Source organism: Labrenzia sp. R5_0 (assembly GCF_017743835.1).
In the GTDB taxonomy this organism is placed as follows: domain Bacteria; phylum Pseudomonadota; class Alphaproteobacteria; order Rhizobiales; family Stappiaceae; genus Roseibium; species Roseibium algicola.
In genome coordinates, this window is sequence record NZ_JAGHRK010000001.1 from 972,058 (window position 1) to 988,477 (window position 16,420).

A 16,420-nucleotide genomic window follows, 5' to 3' on the forward strand; every position below is an offset into this window, starting at 1 on the left:
GCACCGGTAAATGGATGTGAACCGCACTTCCGAAAATTGAGCCGATTTGCGCCTACCGATAGACCAGTGTCGGCAGCCACATCGAAAAGGCCGGAACGAAAGTCAGCAACAGCAGCACCGTGATCAGCGGGACGAGGAAGGGAGCCGTTGCCGTCACGCATCGCTCGAAAGGCACTTGCGCCACTTTTGAAAGCACGTAAAGCACCATGCCGACCGGGGGCGTCAGAAGGCCGATCATCAGGTTCAGGATCATGATGATCCCGAAATGGACTGGATCAATACCCAGGCCGACGGCCACCGGAAGCAGCACCGGCGTCAGAATGGTGATGGCGGCAATTGTTTCCATGAACAGGCCGATCACCAGCACGATCAGCGTGATGATCAGTAGCAGAACGACCTTGTTGTCCGTCAATGCCACCATCAGCTCGGAAAAATGGCGTGCGGTCTGGTTGGCCGTCAGGATCCAGGCGAAAATCGTGGAAGCGGCCACGATCAGCATGATGGCTGCGGTCGTCTCCACCGTCTCGAAGGAAACCTTGAGGATCTTTCTGAAATTCAGCGTCCGATAGACGCCGACACCCAGAAAAATGCACCAGGCGACGGCAGCGATCGCCGCTTCCGTCGGAGTGAAAATACCGAACATGATGCCGCCGATGATGATCGTCGGTGTCATGAGGGGAAGCAGGGCGTCGAGAAAGGTCTGGCCAAGCCGCGAAAAGCGGAAATTGAGATCGCGCGGATAATTCCTCTGCCGGGAGTACCAGGCAACCATCACCATCAGGGCCAGTGCCATCATGAGCCCGGGAACGATGCCGGCCATGAAAAGCTGGCCGATGGAAGCGTCCGCAATGACGCCGTAGATAACCAGGGGCAAAGACGGAGGTATGATCGGCCCGATAGTGGAAGAGGCAGCTGTGATGCCGACCGCGAAATCCGTATCGTAGCCACTGTCCCGCATGGCCTTGATCTCGATGTTGCCGAGACCTCCCGCATCCGCCACGGCGGCCCCTGACATGCCGGCAAAGATGACACTCGCACCGACATTCACATGACCCAGTCCGCCGTGCATCCAGCCGACCGCCGCGCGGGCGAAGGCAAAGATGCGGGTCGTGATGCCTGCAGAGTTCATCAGGTTGCCGGCAAGGATGAAGAAGGGAACCGCAATAAGCGGAAACGAATTAATGCCGTTGACCATGTTTGCCAGCACGATCATCGGCGGCAGGCCTTCCATCAGCACGAAGGCGAGCGAGGCGAGGGCAAGGGCGGCTGCGACCGGCACCCCGATGATCATCAGGGCGAACAGCAGCATCATCATGAACAGGACGGCCATCGGCGAAAACTCTTCAATCGGTTGGCAGGTGGTCGTCCAGCGAGCGGACGAGGTCTTCGGGGCTTTGGCGAAGGCGGCGCCAAAGCCAGATGGCCGAGTAGAACGCCATCAGTCCGAGAGCGACGACGCAGATCGTGTAGATCCAGGCCTTCGGGATCGGCAGGGAAATCATCTTCTGCCGGGTTTTCTGGGTCAGTTCGATACCGATCCAGGTCATGGAGGCGAAAAAACCGAGCGTGATCGTCTGGGACAGAACAGTCAGACCTTTCGCAAGACGCGGTGGCACCATGCGCATCAGAAACTCGAGCGTGATATGCGCACCACGCCGCGTCGCGGTGATTGCGCCAAGAAAGCAGACCAAGATCAGCAGATAACGGGCCACTTCCTCGGTCCACGCGAGGGAATCGTTCAGCACATAGCGAGTGAAGAACTGGAGGAAAACGACCACGGCAAGGACCCAGAAGACCAGAATGCCGGGGGCATCGATCCATTTCAGCGCGCTGAGGTCGGTTTCGGTCTCGTCAAAGTGAAGCAGTTCGGGCGCGCCGTCCGCGCGCCCTTGCTCCGTTTGTGCGGTGGCCTGTTTCGTTTGGTCAGCCACGGCATCGTTGCTTTGCGTCATTGAGCGAGAGCCTGCATCCGCTCGTAGTGTTCCTGGGTATAGGGAACCTTGGATTCATCGGTCAGGATCGGCTCGACAGCAGCCTGGAAAGCGGCCTTGTCGACTTCGTTTATCTGGATGCCTTGATCAACGAACCACTGCACAAGGTCTTGTTCCGACTGATAGATCTCGTCCGCATTCTGCGCGGCGGCTTCCTTCAGAACAGCGTCCACGGTTGCCGCATCGTCCCCAAGCTGCCCCATCGCGTTTTCGGAAACGACGATGATCAGCGAATTGCCGATATGGCCGGTCAGATTGATGTTGGACTGGACCTCGTAGAACTTCTTGAACTTGATCGTCGGCAGAGGGTTTTCCTGGGCGTCGACAACGCCCTGCTGCAACGCCAGGTACACTTCGGAAAAGGCGATTGGTGTCGGGTTGGCGCCAACCGCATTCGGGAACAGCACCATCAGCGGCGAATCCGGCACACGGATCTTCAGACCCTTCATGTCGTCCGGTTTTGTGATCGGAAACTTGGATGTCACATGGCGGTAGCCGTACCAGGTGATGGCCATCACCGTGTGACCGGTCGCTTCCTTGTAGCCATTGGAAAGGTCGCTGAAGAGGTCACTGTCCCGGTAGGCCTTCCAGTGATCATAGTTCTTCAGCATGAAGGGATAGTCGGAAATGGCGATCGGACCGTAATCGCGTTCGGCGAAGTTGGGCCCGGTATAGATCATGTCGACGGACCCGATGGTCAGTCCTTCGTTGATCTCTGCTTCCTTGCCAAGTGACGAGGCCGGGTAGACCGAGATGGTCACGCGGCCATCCGTTTTTTCCTTGATCTGGTCTGCGGCCCACAGCGCCCATTTGTGGTAGCTGGATCCTTCCTCATAGACATGCGCCCATTTCAGGTCCGCGGCCCAGGACTGCCCAGCCAGGGCAAGTGTCATCGCGGCGGCCAGAAGGCCGCGCTTCATCGTTCTTCCAATCATGTCTGTCCTCCCGTCGGCCGGGGTCGAGCTCCTCCACTCAATCGGCCTATCTTGTATAACTGGTATACAAGTTATTTTACGTATATGACATATTGTCAGAATGCAAACGAATTCGGCTGGTCATCCCTTTGCTGGATTGCTAGTAAACCGGAAAAGAGGGGGAGAAACTGTAGGGATTCGAAGCAGATAGGCTCAGATCAGCTGCATCTTCGAACCTCTTGGTTTCAGGAAAGACGATGGCCGTATCACTGGATGAAACGCCTTCTGCCGGAGGCAAGACGCGCAAGCCGAGAGCGAAAAATGCACCCCCACGCGGTGCAGCTTCCGGGACTGCCAGACGGGCGGCCCGCAACTCGGAAATCGTCTACCAGGACCTGCGTAACGCGATCATAAATGTCACGCTGCCACCCGGTTCGCCGCTGGCGGAAAAAGACCTGACCGAAAAATACGGCATCAGCCGAACGCCGGTTCGCGAGGCGATCTTGCGGCTGGCGGAAGAGAACCTTGTCGACGTTTTCCCGAAGTCCGGCACCTTCGTTGCCAGGATTCCCGTTTCCGAATTGCGCGAGGCCATCGTCGCGAGGAAAGCGCTGGAGGAAGTCTGCGTTCGCGAAGCCACGATGAAGGCGAGCAAGAGCCAGTTGATGGGGCTGCGGGCGATAGTCCAGCGCGAACAGGAGCTGGCCGACAAAGGCGACGAACAGGCCTTCCACGAGGCGGACAATGCGTTTCATTCCGGTATCGCCGCAGCCAGCGGTTACCCGGGCATCTGGAACATGATCGAGAAGATCAGGCTGCAGGTGGAGCGCTACCGCAGGCTGACGCTGCCGCAGGAGGGCCGGATGCAACTGATCGTCGGCGAACATGCCGCTGTTCTGAAAGCGATCGAAAAGGGCGATGCAGATGCTGCGGTTGCCAATATGAACAACCATCTCAACAAGCTTCAGATCGATATCGGCACTTTTCAGGATCTGTGGCCCGACTATTTCCTGTTCGACAAGGATTAGGCCTGCCCGGTTGGGGCGCTGCCCTGATCGGAAAAGGCGGGCAGTTGGGGCAGGTGGTAACGAGGTGGCGTGAGCCGGCGCGACTGTTGCGCTTCAGGAAGAGCGAGTTTTTGGGGCTGTACTGTGGAAGACGCAGCGGCACAGGCGGCATCCGCCATTTCTTTTTCAATCGCAACCATTCAAGTGCGCTGTTGCCCGGGTCGGTTTCGGAAAACGGGTCTGGGTGTGGAGGCCTGTTTCAAGCGGCTGGTTCTGATTTCTTTTAGAAAACAGATCGTTATGCCTGATCTCTGAAGCGGGATCTCGACTGAACAGCTCCCGCGACCGTGCAGGACTGGCCTGTGCAGAAACCAGCTCGCACGAGGGTCAAAGCATTTGTTCCGGCTGGAGTAATGCCAGTTATTTACAAGACAATACCGGACAGGCGGAAATCCGCCGGATTTCGGCGTTTGCTGAACGTGGCGAAACAATACCTCTGAGCCTGAAAGGCTGAAAAAACAAATCCAATATAATACCAATAAGCTGCGTGAATGGGCGATTCGGCCTGTGAAAAATGATTTTCACGATTTCAAACTAATAGGTCGACAAGTGGTATCAAATAGGTATTATATGAAATGAGCAGGAGGGCTGATGCTCTCCGGCGCATATTGTTCTGTATCTGGCGGTAAAACAAAAACGCGAATGGCAACGGAAGGTCCCATTAGGGCCGGCCGCGCCGGGAAGCGGGACGGGCTCCAACGCCGTGAGCGGACAATTTTGAACGTCCCGCAATGGATGGAACTTTTCGGAGGTGTCTTATGAAACGCAATATTCTAGCTCTGGCGATGGCCAGCACTGCGCTCTTTACGTCGACGGCTTTTGCTGAAGATGTCACGCTGACGATCGAAAGCTGGCGCAACGACGATCTGGCGCTGTGGCAGGAAAAGATCATTCCGGCTTTTGAAGCCTCGCATCCGGGCATCAAGGTGAAATTCACCCCGTCCGCACCGACAGAATACAATGCCGTACTGAACTCCAAGCTTGATGCCGGCTCCGCGGGTGACCTGATCACCTGCCGTCCGTTCGATGCCTCGCTGGCGCTTTATGATGCCGGACACCTGGCGGACTTGTCCGACATGGACGCCATGAACAACTTCTCTGACGTTGCCAAGGCCGCCTGGCAGACGGACGACGGTTCGGCAAGTTTCTGCGTGCCGATGGCTGCCGTGATCCACGGCTTCATCTACAACAAGGATGCTTTCAACGAGCTGGGCATCGAAGTCCCGACGACCGAGGAAGAGTTCTTCGCCGCTCTCGACAAGATCAAGGAAGACGGCACCTATATCCCGATGGCCATGGGCACCAATGACCAGTGGGAAGCGGCCACCATGGGCTACAACAACATCGGTCCGAACTACTGGAAGGGTGAGGAAGGCCGCAAGGCTCTGATCGCCGGCGAGCAGAAGCTCACCGACGAGCAGTGGGTTGCCCCTTACGCCACGCTGGCAAAGTGGGCACCTTACCTGGGTGATGGCTACGAGGCCCAGACCTATCCGGACAGCCAGAACATTTTCACGCTTGGCCGTGCAGCGGTCTATCCGGCCGGCAGCTGGGAAATTTCGGGCTTCAACACACAGGCCGATTTCGAAATGGGCGCTTTCAAGCCGCCGCTCCGCAACGCAGGCGACAAGTGCTACATTTCCGATCATACCGACATCGGCATCGGCATGAACGCCAAGACCGAGCACCCCGAACAGGCAAAGGAATTCCTGGCTTGGGTGGCGTCTCCTGAATTCGCCACCATCTTCGGCAACGCTCTGCCGGGCTTCTTCCCGCTGTCCAAGACGCCGGTTGAACTGGAAGATCCGCTTGCGAAGGAATTCGCCAGCTGGCGCGGCGAGTGCGAAAGCACCATCAGGTCCACCTACCAGATCCTGTCCCGTGGCACGCCGAACCTGGAAAACGAAACCTGGGGCGCATCTGCCGCCGCTATCAAGGGCACGGAAACGCCTGAAGCACTCGGCAAGAAGCTGCAGGACGGTCTGGCGAGCTGGTACGAGCCGCAGAAGTAATCTGCACGAATGACAAACGGTTCCCTGGCGGTGTTCGCATCGTCCGGGAACTCTGGACCTGGACAGGCCTCTGTCTGCCCAAGGGAAGTTTGTGTCCCGGGCAAGCCTCTGCCTGCCCAAGGAAAGTCTATATCCCGGGCAGGCTACTGCCTGCCCGGGGCATTTGACCGGAGCTTTTTATGAGCAGGCCTCGCTTCCGCTGGCATATCGTCGTGTTCCTGGCCCCAGCGGTCCTTGTTTACACGGCCGTGATGATCTTTCCCCTCTTCAACACGCTTCGTCTTGCCCTCTACAGCAAGATTGACCAGGAGCGCGTCTTCGTGGGGCTGCAGAATTTCACCACGCTTCTTGGCGATCCACTCTGGTCGGATCAGTTCTGGAACGCGCTGGGGAACAATTTCTGGTTCTTCATCATTCATATGCTGGTTCAGAACCCGATCGGCATCGCCCTGGCGGCCATCCTCAGCCATCCGCGACTGCGGTTTGCGGCCTTCTACCGCTCGGCGATCTTCATTCCCACAATTCTGTCCTTCGTGATTGTCGGTTTCGCCTGGAAACTGATCCTGTCGCCGATCTGGGGCATTGCTCCGTCCATGCTGGATGCCGTCGGTCTGAAGTTCCTGTTCGCGCCCTGGCTCGGCAAGGAAGAGTACGCACTGACCACGTTGTCGCTCATTTCGGTCTGGCAGTTCGTGGGCATCCCGATGATGCTCATCTATGCCGCGCTGCTGTCCATTCCCGAAGAGATACTGGAAGCCGGCGAAATTGACGGCATCACCGGCATGTCGGCCTTCTGGAAGATCAAGCTGCCGCTGATCCTGCCGTCCATCGGCATCATTTCGATCCTGACCTTCGTCGGCAATTTCAACGCCTTCGACCTGATCTACACGGCACAGGGGGCGCTGGCCGGGCCGGACTTCTCGACCGATATTCTCGGCACCTTCATGTACCGCACGTTCTTCGGATTCCAGCTTCAGCTGGGCGATCCCTACATGGGCTCGGCAATCGCAAGCGCCATGTTCGCGATCATCCTGATCGGCGTCTGTCTCTACCTCTTCGGCATCCAGACCCGGATGCGCAGATATCAGCTGTAAGGGAGGTCGTCACATGAACAAGGCGCGTACCAACCCGCTCAACACCGCCGCCATGCACGGTGCCCTGATCCTCTATACGCTGATCGCGCTGTTCCCGGTCTTCGTGATACTGGTCAACAGCTTCAAGACCCGCAAGGCGATCTTCAGGGAACCGCTGGCACTGCCGGATGCCGAAAGCTTCTCGATGATCGGCTACCAGACGGTCATGAAGCAGGGGGATTTTTTCCTCTACTTCCAGAATTCCATGATCGTCACTGTGGTGTCCTTGACCTTCATCCTGCTGTTCGGGGCGATGGCCGCCTTTGCCCTTAGCGAATACCGCTTCAAGGGCAACATGCTGATGGGCCTTTATCTGGCACTCGGCATCATGATCCCGATCCGGATCGGCACCGTGGCCATTCTGGAAATGATGGTTGCCACCGGTCTGGTCAACTCGCTGATGGCGCTGATCCTGGTCTATACGGCGCAGGGGTTGCCACTGGCTGTCTTTATCCTGAGCGAGTTCATGCGGCAGGTGTCAGACGATCTGAAGAACGCGGGACGTATCGACGGGCTCTCGGAATACACGATCTTCTTCCGCCTTGTGCTGCCGCTCGTGCGCCCGGCGATGGCGACGGTCGCCGTCTTCAACATGATCCCGATCTGGAATGATCTGTGGTTCCCGCTAATCCTGGCGCCTGCTGAAGAAACCAAGACCCTGACCCTTGGCAGTCAGGTGTTCATCGGCCAGTTCGTTACCGACTGGAACGCGGTCCTGTCCGCGCTTTCGATGGCGATCCTGCCGGTGCTCGTCCTTTACGTCATCTTCTCACGCCAGCTCATTCGCGGCATCACCTCGGGAGCTGTCAAATGATCCGGGTTCTGATCGTCGGCCTTGGCAACATGGGACTTTCCCACGCCCTGGCTCACCACAAACATGCGGACGCCGAGATCGTCGGTCTCGTCAACCGTTCCGGACGGGTGACCCATCCGGATCTTGCCGGCTATCCGGTGTTCACGGATTACGCGCAGGCACTGGACACCTCCAAACCGGACCTGGTGGTGATCTCCACCTATTCCGATACCCATGCGGATTATGCGGTTGCGGCGATGCAGGCAGGCGCTCATGTATTTGTCGAAAAACCGCTGGCGACAACCGTGGCCGATGCAAAGCGGGTGGTCGCTTGTGCCGGGGAAACCGGCCGCAAACTCGCGGTCGGCTATATCCTGCGGCATCATCCGTCCTGGGTACGGCTGATTGAGGAGGCGCGGGGGCTCGGCGGACCATATGTCTTCCGCATGAACCTCAATCAGCAGAGCTCGGGAGCGGAGTGGGAAACCCACAAGGCCCTGATGCAGACGACTGCTCCCATCGTCGATTGCGGTGTGCATTATGTCGATGTCTGGTGCCAGATTACCGACGCCGAACCCGTGAAGGTGCACGGCATGGGGCTGCGGCTGTCCGACGAAATCGGCCCGGACATGTACAACTACGGCCAGTTTCAGGTCTTCTTCGACGATGGCTCGGTCGGTTGGTACGAAGCCGGGTGGGGGCCGATGATGTCCGAGACCGCCTTCTTCGTGAAGGATGTCGTTTCACCCGCAGGCTCCGTTTCGATAGTCGAGGACGACAAGGGCGCATCGGCCGATGTTGACGGCCACACCAGGGTCGGCGGGCTTCTGGTCCATCACCCGGAAGGTGACCGGCGCATCGATCTGCCGGGTGAACCCGGCCATCAGGAACTTTGCGACGCCGAGCAGGCTTTCATGCTTCGTGCGATTTCGGAAAACATCGATCTCAACCGGCACATGCTGGATGCCGTCCGGTCGCTGGCAATTTGCCTTGCCGCCGACGATAGCATCCGCACCGGTCACTCAGTCATGCTAAAGGAGCTAACGCCATGACGGCGCTAACCCTGACCAACGTCAACAAGTCGTTCGGCAACGTCCATGTCCTGAGGGACATCAATCTCGAAGTGGAAGACGGCGAGTTTGTCGTCTTCGTCGGACCGTCAGGGTGTGGCAAGTCCACCTTGTTGCGGGTGATCGCAGGTCTTGAAGACGTCTCCTCCGGCGAGGTCAGTATCGGCGGGGAGATCGTGAACACGACGCCGCCGTCCAAACGCGGCATTGCCATGGTGTTCCAGAGCTACGCGCTTTATCCGCATTTGAACGTGCGCAACAACATGACACTGGCGCTCAAGCAGGAAAAGCAGAGCAAGCAGGTGATCGACCAGCGCGTTGCAGAGGCGACCCGCATGCTGAACCTGGAGGACTATCTCGACCGCTATCCGTCGGAACTCTCCGGTGGCCAGCGCCAGCGTGTCGCGATCGGCCGGGCCATCGTGCGCCATCCGAAACTGTTTCTGTTCGACGAGCCGCTGTCGAACCTTGATGCAGCGCTGCGCATGAACACAAGGCTGGAGATCGCCAACCTGCATCAGCAACTCAAGACCTCAATGATCTATGTGACCCACGACCAGTCCGAAGCCATGACGCTGGCCGACAAGATCGTGGTCCTGCGCGCTGGCCGCGTCGAGCAGATCGGCAGCCCGATGGAGCTTTACAACAACCCGGTCAACCAGTTCGTGGCAGGGTTCCTCGGGTCTCCGGCCATGAATTTCATGCCTGCAAGCCTGGTCAGTGAAGGCGATGCCCGCACGTTGGGAGTGCGCCCGGAAGACCTGTTCCTGAGCGACCAGGGGCAACTGAAAGCGTCTGTGCAGCATGTGGAACAGCTCGGCGGCGACACCAACGTGATCGCGAAGGTGCAAGACCAGCAGATCACTGCACGGCTCTTCGGCCAGCACGAGATCAAGCCGGGTGCTGAGCTGAGCTTCGGCATCGCGGAAGGCAAGTCGTTCTATTTCGACAAGGACGGCGCCCGCCTGCGCGGGTAGCACACTTTTTTAGAAACAACACAAAGGCCACCTGGAAGTGATCCCGGTGGCCTTTGTTTTTTGGGGCCGTCATTCCGGACAATTAAGGCGAAGCCGAACGCCGATCCGGAATCCAGACATACTCGTGCCAACGGCACACAGAGCTTGAAAGAGCAACGGTGTTCGCTGGGTTCACGCTGATATCTGGGTTGCGGATCGGCGCGCAACTTGTGTTGCGCTTGTCCGGAATGACGGTGGAGGAAGCGTGGCTCTGTCATCAAAAAAGCCGCCCCGGTCTCCCGGGACGGCTTCTCGATATCTCGTCACTCAGACTTAGCCGATCTGGGTCAGCAGCTTGTCGAGGCTGGCCTTGGCGTCGCCGTAGAACATGCGCGTGTTCTCCTTGTAGAACAGCGGGTTCTCGATGCCGGAGTAACCGGTACCCTGGCCGCGCTTGGAAACGAAGACCTGTTTCGCTTTCCAGACTTCCAGAACCGGCATGCCGGCGATAGGCGAGTTCGGGTCTTCCTGGGCAGCCGGATTGACGATGTCGTTGGAACCAATGACGATCACGACATCCGTTGACGGGAAGTCCTCGTTGATCTCGTCCATTTCCAGAACGATGTCATACGGCACCTTGGCTTCGGCCAGCAGAACGTTCATGTGGCCGGGAAGGCGGCCTGCGACCGGATGGATCGCGAAGCGCACTTCCTTGCCCTTGGAGCGCAGGCGCTTGGTCAGTTCGCTGACCGACTGCTGTGCCTGGGCAACTGCCATGCCATAGCCCGGAACGATGATGACGCTGTCGGCATCTTCAAGCGCCGCAACAACACCATCGCTGTCGATGGCGATCTGTTCGCCTTCCACTTCCATGGCCGGACCTGTGGTGTTGCCGAAGCCGCCGAGGATAACGGAGACGAACGAGCGGTTCATCGCCTTGCACATGATGTAGGACAGGATCGCACCGGAAGAACCGACGAGCGCGCCGACGACGATCAGCAGATCGTTGCCAAGCGAGAAGCCGATGGCGGCCGCGGCCCAGCCCGAATAGGAGTTCAGCATCGACACCACAACAGGCATGTCGGCACCGCCGATGCCCATGATCAGGTGGTAACCGATGAAGAACGCCAGCAGCGTCATCAGAACCAGCGTCCAGATGCCGGCGCCGTTCAGGAACATCAGCAACAGGATGACGCTGAGTGCGGCCGCACCGGCGTTCAGCATGTGGCCACCAGGCAGTTTTTCCGCCTTGGAGGTCAGCTTGCCGGCCAGCTTGCCGAAAGCGACGACAGAGCCGGTGAAGGTGACGGCACCGATGAAGACGCCAAGGAACACTTCAACCTTCAGGATCGACTGTTCGATCGGGGTCTTGTGCGCCAGGATGGCGGCGAAGCCCTCAAGCGTATTGCGTTCTTCCTCGCCCATCGCCAGCACGTTGCCGAGCTCGATATAGGCATTGTAGCCGACGAACACGGCGGCCAGACCCACGAGCGAGTGCATGGCGGCGACCAGCTGGGGCATTTCGGTCATCTGGACGCGCTGCGCCACGAAATAACCGATGATGCCGCCGGCAGCGATCAGGATGAGAGACAGGAGCCACAGGCCGGAGCCCGGACCGATCAGGGTGGCGACAACGGCCAGTCCCATGCCGGCGATACCGTACCAGATGGCGCGCTTGGCGCTTTCCTGGCCGGAAAGGCCTCCCAGAGACAGGATGAACAGAACAGCCGCAACAACGTAAACGGCGGTCGTGAAACCGAATTCCATCTGCCGGCCTCCTTAGGATTTCTGGAACATGGCGAGCATGCGCCGGGTGACGAGGAAACCGCCGAAGATGTTGATCCCGGCCATGAAGACGGACAGGCCTGCCAGCAGGATGACCAGGAACGATCCGGATCCGATCTGCATCAGCGCACCGAGAATGATGATCGACGAAATGGCGTTGGTGACAGCCATCAGCGGCGTGTGCAGCGAGTGACTGACGTTCCAGATCACCTGGAAACCGACGAATACCGAGAGCACGAAAACGATGAAATGCTGCATGAAGCTGGCCGGGGCGATGAGGCCCACCAGCAGCAGAAGCAGGCCACCGACCGCCAGCAGGGTCACCTGCTGCTTGGTCTGCGCCTTGAAGGCGGCAGTTTCCTGCGCACGCTTTTCTTCCGCCGTCAGTTCCTTCGGCTTTTCCTTCGATTTCGCTGCGATTGCCTGCACCTTGGGAGGTGGCGGCGGGAAGGTGATCTCGCCTTCATGGGTCACGGTCGCGCCACGGATGACGTCGTCTTCCATGTTGTGAACGATCTGACCATCCTTCTCGGGCGTCAGGTCGGTCAGCATATGGCGGATGTTGGTGGCATAAAGCGTGGACGATTGAGCTGCCATGCGCGAGGGGAAGTCGGTATAGCCGATGATCGTGACACCATTCTCGGTGACGACCTTCTCGTCCTTGACCGTTCCTTCCGCGTTGCCGCCGCGTTCGGCGGCAAGATCGACGATGACCGAGCCCGGCTTCATGGCCTTGACCATGTCTTCCAGCCACAGCTTCGGTGCATCCCTGTTCGGGATCAGTGCCGTGGTAATGACAATGTCCATCTCCGGAGCCAGTTCCCGGAATTTTGCAAGCTGGGCTTCGCGGAACTCTGGTGAGGAAACGCTGGCATAACCGCCAGTCGCAGCGCCATCCTGCTGTTCTTCTTCAAAGTCCAGATAAACGAATTCAGCGCCCATCGATTCGACCTGCTCGGCCACTTCCGGGCGCACGTCGAATGCATAGGTGATCGCGCCGAGCGACGTGGACGTGCCGATGGCCGCAAGACCCGCGACGCCTGCTCCCACAACCAGTACCTTCGCAGGCGGTACCTTGCCCGCAGCAGTGATCTGGCCGGTGAAGAAGCGGCCGAAATTGTTGCCCGCCTCGATAACGGCGCGATATCCGGCGATGTTGGCCATGGAGCTGAGAGCATCCATCTTCTGGGCACGCGAGATACGCGGTACCATCTCCATGGCAATGACGCTGGCGCCCGATTCCTTCGCCTTTTCCAGCCCGTGGGTGTTCCCACCCGGGTTGAAGAAGGAAATCAGGGTCTTGTCCTTTGTCAGATAGCCCAATTCCTTGTCATCGGGCTGCCGGACCTTGGTTACGATGTCCGATTTCTTCCAAAGACTTGCGGCAGTCTTGACGATTTCAACGCCGGCTTCTTCATAAGCCTGGTCGGAAAATCCTGCGGCGGTCCCGGCTCCGCTTTGCACAAGGCAGGAGAAGCCAAGCTTCTGCAGCTGCTTTGCGGATTCGGGTGTCATCGCCACACGGTTCTCCCCGGGGAAGGTTTCCTTTGGTGTGCCGATCTTTAGGGCTTCTGGCATACGTCTCTCCAGCAAGTGTCGAGGAATTGGCCTTTGGTAAGGGCAAGTTGGCCGGATTGGCTAACAAACTCCCCCCGTGCGTCCTGTCCCTCACAAACGTGCTGCGAATTTAGAAACGAAAATATTACTTATGACAAGGTGTCTTGCGATTGAATTTGGAGGGTATTACCGCACTGCACAGTGAGAGCAGCGCGATATAAATTTCACGGGATTTACAAAATAGGGGTATCGGAAACTGTGGGCGAGGGCATTCGGCAGTCGGAATACTCAAATAGGGCCCGGAATTAGTAAATTTTCCCGGCCCTATACACATATCAAGGCAAAATGACCAAAGACTGGTCGTGCGTAAAACCCCGGCAGCGGTTCCTGGGGAAAGAGCCGCTGCCGGACGAAAATTTATTCTGCAGCAGGGTCCAGAGCGGCTTTTGCGTCCAGATCCGCGGCATCATGACGCTCCGGAAGCTGCTCGTGATCTTCTCCCCAGGTCCGGTTAACCTTGCGCCCGCGAACAACCGCCGGGCGGGCATCGATCTTCTGGGCCCAGGCCAGGAGATTCTTGTATTCGTGAACGGAGAGGAATTCCGCCGCATCATAGGCGCGGCCAAGAACCATTCCGCCATACCAGGGGAAGATCGCCATGTCGGCGATGGTGTAGTCGTCACCGGCGATGTAAGGGCGATCAGCCAGCGCCTTGTCGAGGACGTCAAGCTGGCGCTTGGCTTCCATTGCGAAGCGATCGATGGGGTATTGGTACTTCTCCGGCGCATAGGCGTAGAAATGGCCGAAGCCGCCGCCAAGATAAGGGGCGGATCCCATCTGCCAGAACAGCCAGTTCAGCGTTTCGGTGCGCTTCGCCGGATCCTTGGGCAGGAATTCACCGAATTTCTCGGCCAGATACAGCAGAATGGAACCGGATTCGAACACGCGCGTCGGGGTTTCGGTCGAGTGGTCGACAAGGGCCGGGATCTTGGAATTGGGATTGGCTTCCACGAAACCACTGGAGAATTGATCGCCTTCGTTGATCTTGATCAGCCAGGCATCATATTCAGCGCCCTTGTGACCGAGTGCGAGCAACTCCTCGAGCATCACCGTCACCTTGACGCCGTTCGGGGTCGCCAGAGAATAAAGCTGAAGCGGATGCTTGCCGACAGGCCGGTCCTTTTCGTGGGTTGAACCGGAAATCGGCCGATTGATATTGGCGAACTGGCCGCCGCTCGGCTGTTCCCAGGTCCAGACTTTGGGCGGGGTGTAGGTCGGGTCACTCATGTGAAAGGGTCTCCGGAACGGGTCGGGCAGTAAAGGAAGGCGTGGATCGGAGCCAAGGTTGGTTCGATCCATCGCAATCTTACGATTAAATAGGCGGCAATGGCAGGATTGCCTAGGGGCGATTTTTGTTCTGAGGCATACTATTGCGCAAAATCGAGCCTGGTTGAAACCGGGTCGCAATAAGTTCCTGTTTCGAGGTTTTCTGTTCTTTCTTCTTCATCAAAGTTAGGATGCGTTTTCGCCATCGACCCCTGATCGTATTTCAGGCATTGTACTAAAGTCGCAATTGGAAATGCCAATGGTCGGCACCGTGATCATTGGCGCGGCCCGGCTGCAAAATGCAGGACAAGCAGCATAGGAGACGAATTCGGGAGGTCGGTAACAACAAGAAAAGGAATGCGGACATCCCGTCTTGAATGTCATCACGTTTAGGGAGGACGACATGAATTTAAGGCCCGATCCGAGTTTTTATCCGACGCCGCGCATGGCTATGGAAGCGCCGGTTGAGAAGCTGGCTTTCACCTTGATGCTCAGTCCAGATTTCTCTCAACCCGATGGTCTGGATGTCGTCAATGTCGATCCGCAAAGTCCTGACTACGGCAAGATCGTGCATACCGTCTTCATGCCGAACAAGGGAGACGAATTCCACCATTTCGGGTGGAACGCCTGTTCCTCGGCGCTGTCGCCACTGACAGGACACGCCTTTCTCGAGCGCCGTTACCTGATCATCCCGGGCATCCGGTCGTCGCGCATCTACGTCATTGACGTGAAAGAGCCGCTTCAAGCGAAAATTCACAAGATCATCGAACCGGAAGAAGTCTTCGCCAAGACAGGCTATTCCCGTCCGCACACCATTCATTGCGGGCCGGAAGGCATATATGTCTCGACCCTTGGAGGAGGCGGTGCGGACGGCACCGACGGGCCTCCGGGCATCTTTATCATGGACTGCGAGACCTTCGACATTCTCGGCCGGTATGAAATGGATCGTGGCATCCAGGACAAACACTATGATTTCTGGTGGAACCTGCCGCGCGACTACATGGTGTCGTCGGAGTGGGGGCTGCCGCCGCAGTTCGAGAACGGTCTTGTCGCGGAAGATCTTCTGTCCAACAAATACGGCCACAGCCTGCATTTCTGGGATCTGCGCGGGCGAAAGAACATCCAGACCATCGATCTGGGCGAAAACCACCAGATGGCGCTCGAGGTTCGCCCTGCCCACGATCCCGCCAAACAATACGGCTTTTGTGGCGTTGTCGTCGACACAACCAACCTGCAAGGGGCGATCTTCACCTGGTGGCGCAAGGACGATGGCACGTTTGAAGCCAGGAAGACCATCACCATCGACCCACAGCCGGCCGATCCCGCAGACCTGCCCGAAATGCTGAAGGGGTTTTCCGCAGTTCCACCGCTGGTGACCGACATCGACCTGAGTCTCGATGACAAATATCTCTATGTCGCATGCTGGGGCACCGGTGAAATGCATCAGTATGATGTCTCCGACCCAATGAACCCGACGCTCGCCGGCAAGGTCGAGATCGGCGGGATCGTGAAGAAGACGAAACACCCGAACGGCAAGGACTTCGGTTACGGACCGCAAATGGTCGAAATCAGCCGGGATGGTCAGCGCGTCTATTGGACCAACTCGCTCTATTCCACCTGGGACGAACAGTTCTATCCGGGCGAGCGCGGCGCCGCGATGGTGATGGCCCGTGTTGGAGCGGGTGGCGGATTGACGCTTGATCCGGATTTCTGGGTCGAATTCCCGGCGGGCTACAGGTCGCACCAGATCCGGCTTGAAGGCGGGGACTGCTCCACCGACAGTTTCTGCTTCCCCTCGGTCTAGGTTTTGGAAGAG

At 58.1% G+C, this 16,420-nt stretch carries 13 protein-coding genes; 7 read left to right on the forward strand and 6 right to left on the reverse strand.

All coding sequences use genetic code 11. The annotated features are described in order from the left end of the window. Window positions 1–52: 52 nt before the first annotated feature. Genes J7447_RS04510 through J7447_RS04520 form a run of 3 tightly spaced genes read right to left on the reverse strand, consistent with a single transcriptional unit; the run spans window position 53 to window position 2,926 of the window. A complete protein-coding gene (locus J7447_RS04510; protein ID WP_022997640.1) occupies window positions 53–1,330 on the reverse strand; it encodes a TRAP transporter large permease in 1,278 nt (425 codons plus the stop codon). Between the two features lie 13 nt (window positions 1,331–1,343). After that, window positions 1,344–1,931, reverse strand: a complete 588-nt coding sequence (locus J7447_RS04515) for a TRAP transporter small permease (RefSeq protein ID WP_167579479.1) — start codon at window positions 1,929–1,931, stop codon at window positions 1,344–1,346. A gap of 17 nt (window positions 1,932–1,948) precedes the next feature. Continuing rightward, entirely contained in the window at window positions 1,949–2,926 is a 978-nt protein-coding gene (locus tag J7447_RS04520) for a sialic acid TRAP transporter substrate-binding protein SiaP (protein WP_031268038.1), read from the reverse strand. A 236-nt stretch (window positions 2,927–3,162) separates the two neighbouring features. Between J7447_RS04520 and J7447_RS04525 the strand changes: the two genes are divergently transcribed. The 6 genes from J7447_RS04525 (at window position 3,163) to J7447_RS04550 (ending at window position 9,957) form a co-directional block, all read left to right on the forward strand. Then, a complete protein-coding gene (locus J7447_RS04525) occupies window positions 3,163–3,933 on the forward strand; it encodes a GntR family transcriptional regulator (protein WP_209168914.1) in 771 nt (256 codons plus the stop codon). 797 nt (window positions 3,934–4,730) lie between these two features. Next, window positions 4,731–5,984, forward strand: a complete 1,254-nt coding sequence (locus J7447_RS04530) for an ABC transporter substrate-binding protein (RefSeq protein WP_022997635.1) — start codon at window positions 4,731–4,733, stop codon at window positions 5,982–5,984. A 179-nt stretch (window positions 5,985–6,163) separates the two neighbouring features. Next, complete coding sequence (locus tag J7447_RS04535; protein ID WP_023000238.1) at window positions 6,164–7,078, forward strand: sugar ABC transporter permease; 915 nt, start codon at window positions 6,164–6,166, stop codon at window positions 7,076–7,078. A gap of 13 nt (window positions 7,079–7,091) precedes the next feature. After that, a complete protein-coding gene (locus tag J7447_RS04540) occupies window positions 7,092–7,931 on the forward strand; it encodes a carbohydrate ABC transporter permease (protein WP_023000237.1) in 840 nt (279 codons plus the stop codon). Continuing rightward, a complete protein-coding gene (locus J7447_RS04545) occupies window positions 7,928–8,962 on the forward strand; it encodes a Gfo/Idh/MocA family oxidoreductase (RefSeq protein WP_209168916.1) in 1,035 nt (344 codons plus the stop codon). Before J7447_RS04540 ends, J7447_RS04545 begins: the two co-directional genes overlap by 4 nt. Next, on the forward strand, window positions 8,959–9,957 hold the full coding sequence (locus tag J7447_RS04550; RefSeq protein ID WP_062489227.1) for an ABC transporter ATP-binding protein: 999 nt from the start codon (window positions 8,959–8,961) through the stop codon (window positions 9,955–9,957). The genes J7447_RS04545 and J7447_RS04550 overlap by 4 nt, the downstream gene beginning before the upstream one ends. A 312-nt stretch (window positions 9,958–10,269) precedes the next feature. Here J7447_RS04550 and J7447_RS04555 read toward each other — a convergent pair whose 3' ends face one another. The 3 genes from J7447_RS04555 to yghU all read right to left on the reverse strand — a co-directional run bounded on the left by J7447_RS04555 (window position 10,270) and on the right by yghU (window position 14,565). Then, window positions 10,270–11,703 (reverse strand): NAD(P)(+) transhydrogenase (Re/Si-specific) subunit beta, encoded by a 1,434-nt coding sequence (locus tag J7447_RS04555; protein WP_209168918.1) that lies wholly within the window; start codon window positions 11,701–11,703, stop codon window positions 10,270–10,272. 12 nt (window positions 11,704–11,715) lie between these two features. Beyond that, the gene (locus J7447_RS04560) at window positions 11,716–13,299 is read right to left on the reverse strand and encodes a Re/Si-specific NAD(P)(+) transhydrogenase subunit alpha (RefSeq protein ID WP_209168920.1); all 1,584 of its coding nucleotides are present in this window, start codon (window positions 13,297–13,299) and stop codon (window positions 11,716–11,718) included. Window positions 13,300–13,695: 396 nt separating this feature from the next. Beyond that, window positions 13,696–14,565: a glutathione-dependent disulfide-bond oxidoreductase gene (gene yghU, locus J7447_RS04565; protein WP_062489222.1), complete on the reverse strand. Its 870-nt coding sequence runs from the start codon at window positions 14,563–14,565 to the stop codon at window positions 13,696–13,698. 442 nt (window positions 14,566–15,007) lie between these two features. On the opposite strand from yghU, the gene J7447_RS04570 reads away from it, so the two are divergent. Further along, window positions 15,008–16,408 (forward strand): selenium-binding protein SBP56-related protein, encoded by a 1,401-nt coding sequence (locus J7447_RS04570; RefSeq protein ID WP_209168922.1) that lies wholly within the window; start codon window positions 15,008–15,010, stop codon window positions 16,406–16,408. Window positions 16,409–16,420 lie beyond the last annotated feature (12 nt).

What these genes read in the sequence shown, in the direction of transcription:
- J7447_RS04545 (WP_209168916.1), top strand. Translation starts at nt 7,928, where the DNA reads ATGATCCGGGTTCTGATCGTCGGCCTTGGCAACATGGGACTTTCCCAC.
- J7447_RS04535 (WP_023000238.1), top strand. Translation starts at nt 6,164, where the DNA reads ATGAGCAGGCCTCGCTTCCGCTGGCATATCGTCGTGTTCCTGGCCCCA.
- yghU (WP_062489222.1), bottom strand. Translation starts at nt 14,565, where the DNA reads ATGAGTGACCCGACCTACACCCCGCCCAAAGTCTGGACCTGGGAACAG.
- J7447_RS04570 (WP_209168922.1), top strand. Translation starts at nt 15,008, where the DNA reads ATGAATTTAAGGCCCGATCCGAGTTTTTATCCGACGCCGCGCATGGCT.
- J7447_RS04560 (WP_209168920.1), bottom strand. Translation starts at nt 13,299, where the DNA reads ATGCCAGAAGCCCTAAAGATCGGCACACCAAAGGAAACCTTCCCCGGG.
- J7447_RS04530 (WP_022997635.1), top strand. Translation starts at nt 4,731, where the DNA reads ATGAAACGCAATATTCTAGCTCTGGCGATGGCCAGCACTGCGCTCTTT.
- J7447_RS04550 (WP_062489227.1), top strand. Translation starts at nt 8,959, where the DNA reads ATGACGGCGCTAACCCTGACCAACGTCAACAAGTCGTTCGGCAACGTC.
- J7447_RS04555 (WP_209168918.1), bottom strand. Translation starts at nt 11,703, where the DNA reads ATGGAATTCGGTTTCACGACCGCCGTTTACGTTGTTGCGGCTGTTCTG.
- J7447_RS04520 (WP_031268038.1), bottom strand. Translation starts at nt 2,926, where the DNA reads ATGATTGGAAGAACGATGAAGCGCGGCCTTCTGGCCGCCGCGATGACA.
- J7447_RS04540 (WP_023000237.1), top strand. Translation starts at nt 7,092, where the DNA reads ATGAACAAGGCGCGTACCAACCCGCTCAACACCGCCGCCATGCACGGT.
- J7447_RS04510 (WP_022997640.1), bottom strand. Translation starts at nt 1,330, where the DNA reads ATGGCCGTCCTGTTCATGATGATGCTGCTGTTCGCCCTGATGATCATC.
- J7447_RS04525 (WP_209168914.1), top strand. Translation starts at nt 3,163, where the DNA reads ATGGCCGTATCACTGGATGAAACGCCTTCTGCCGGAGGCAAGACGCGC.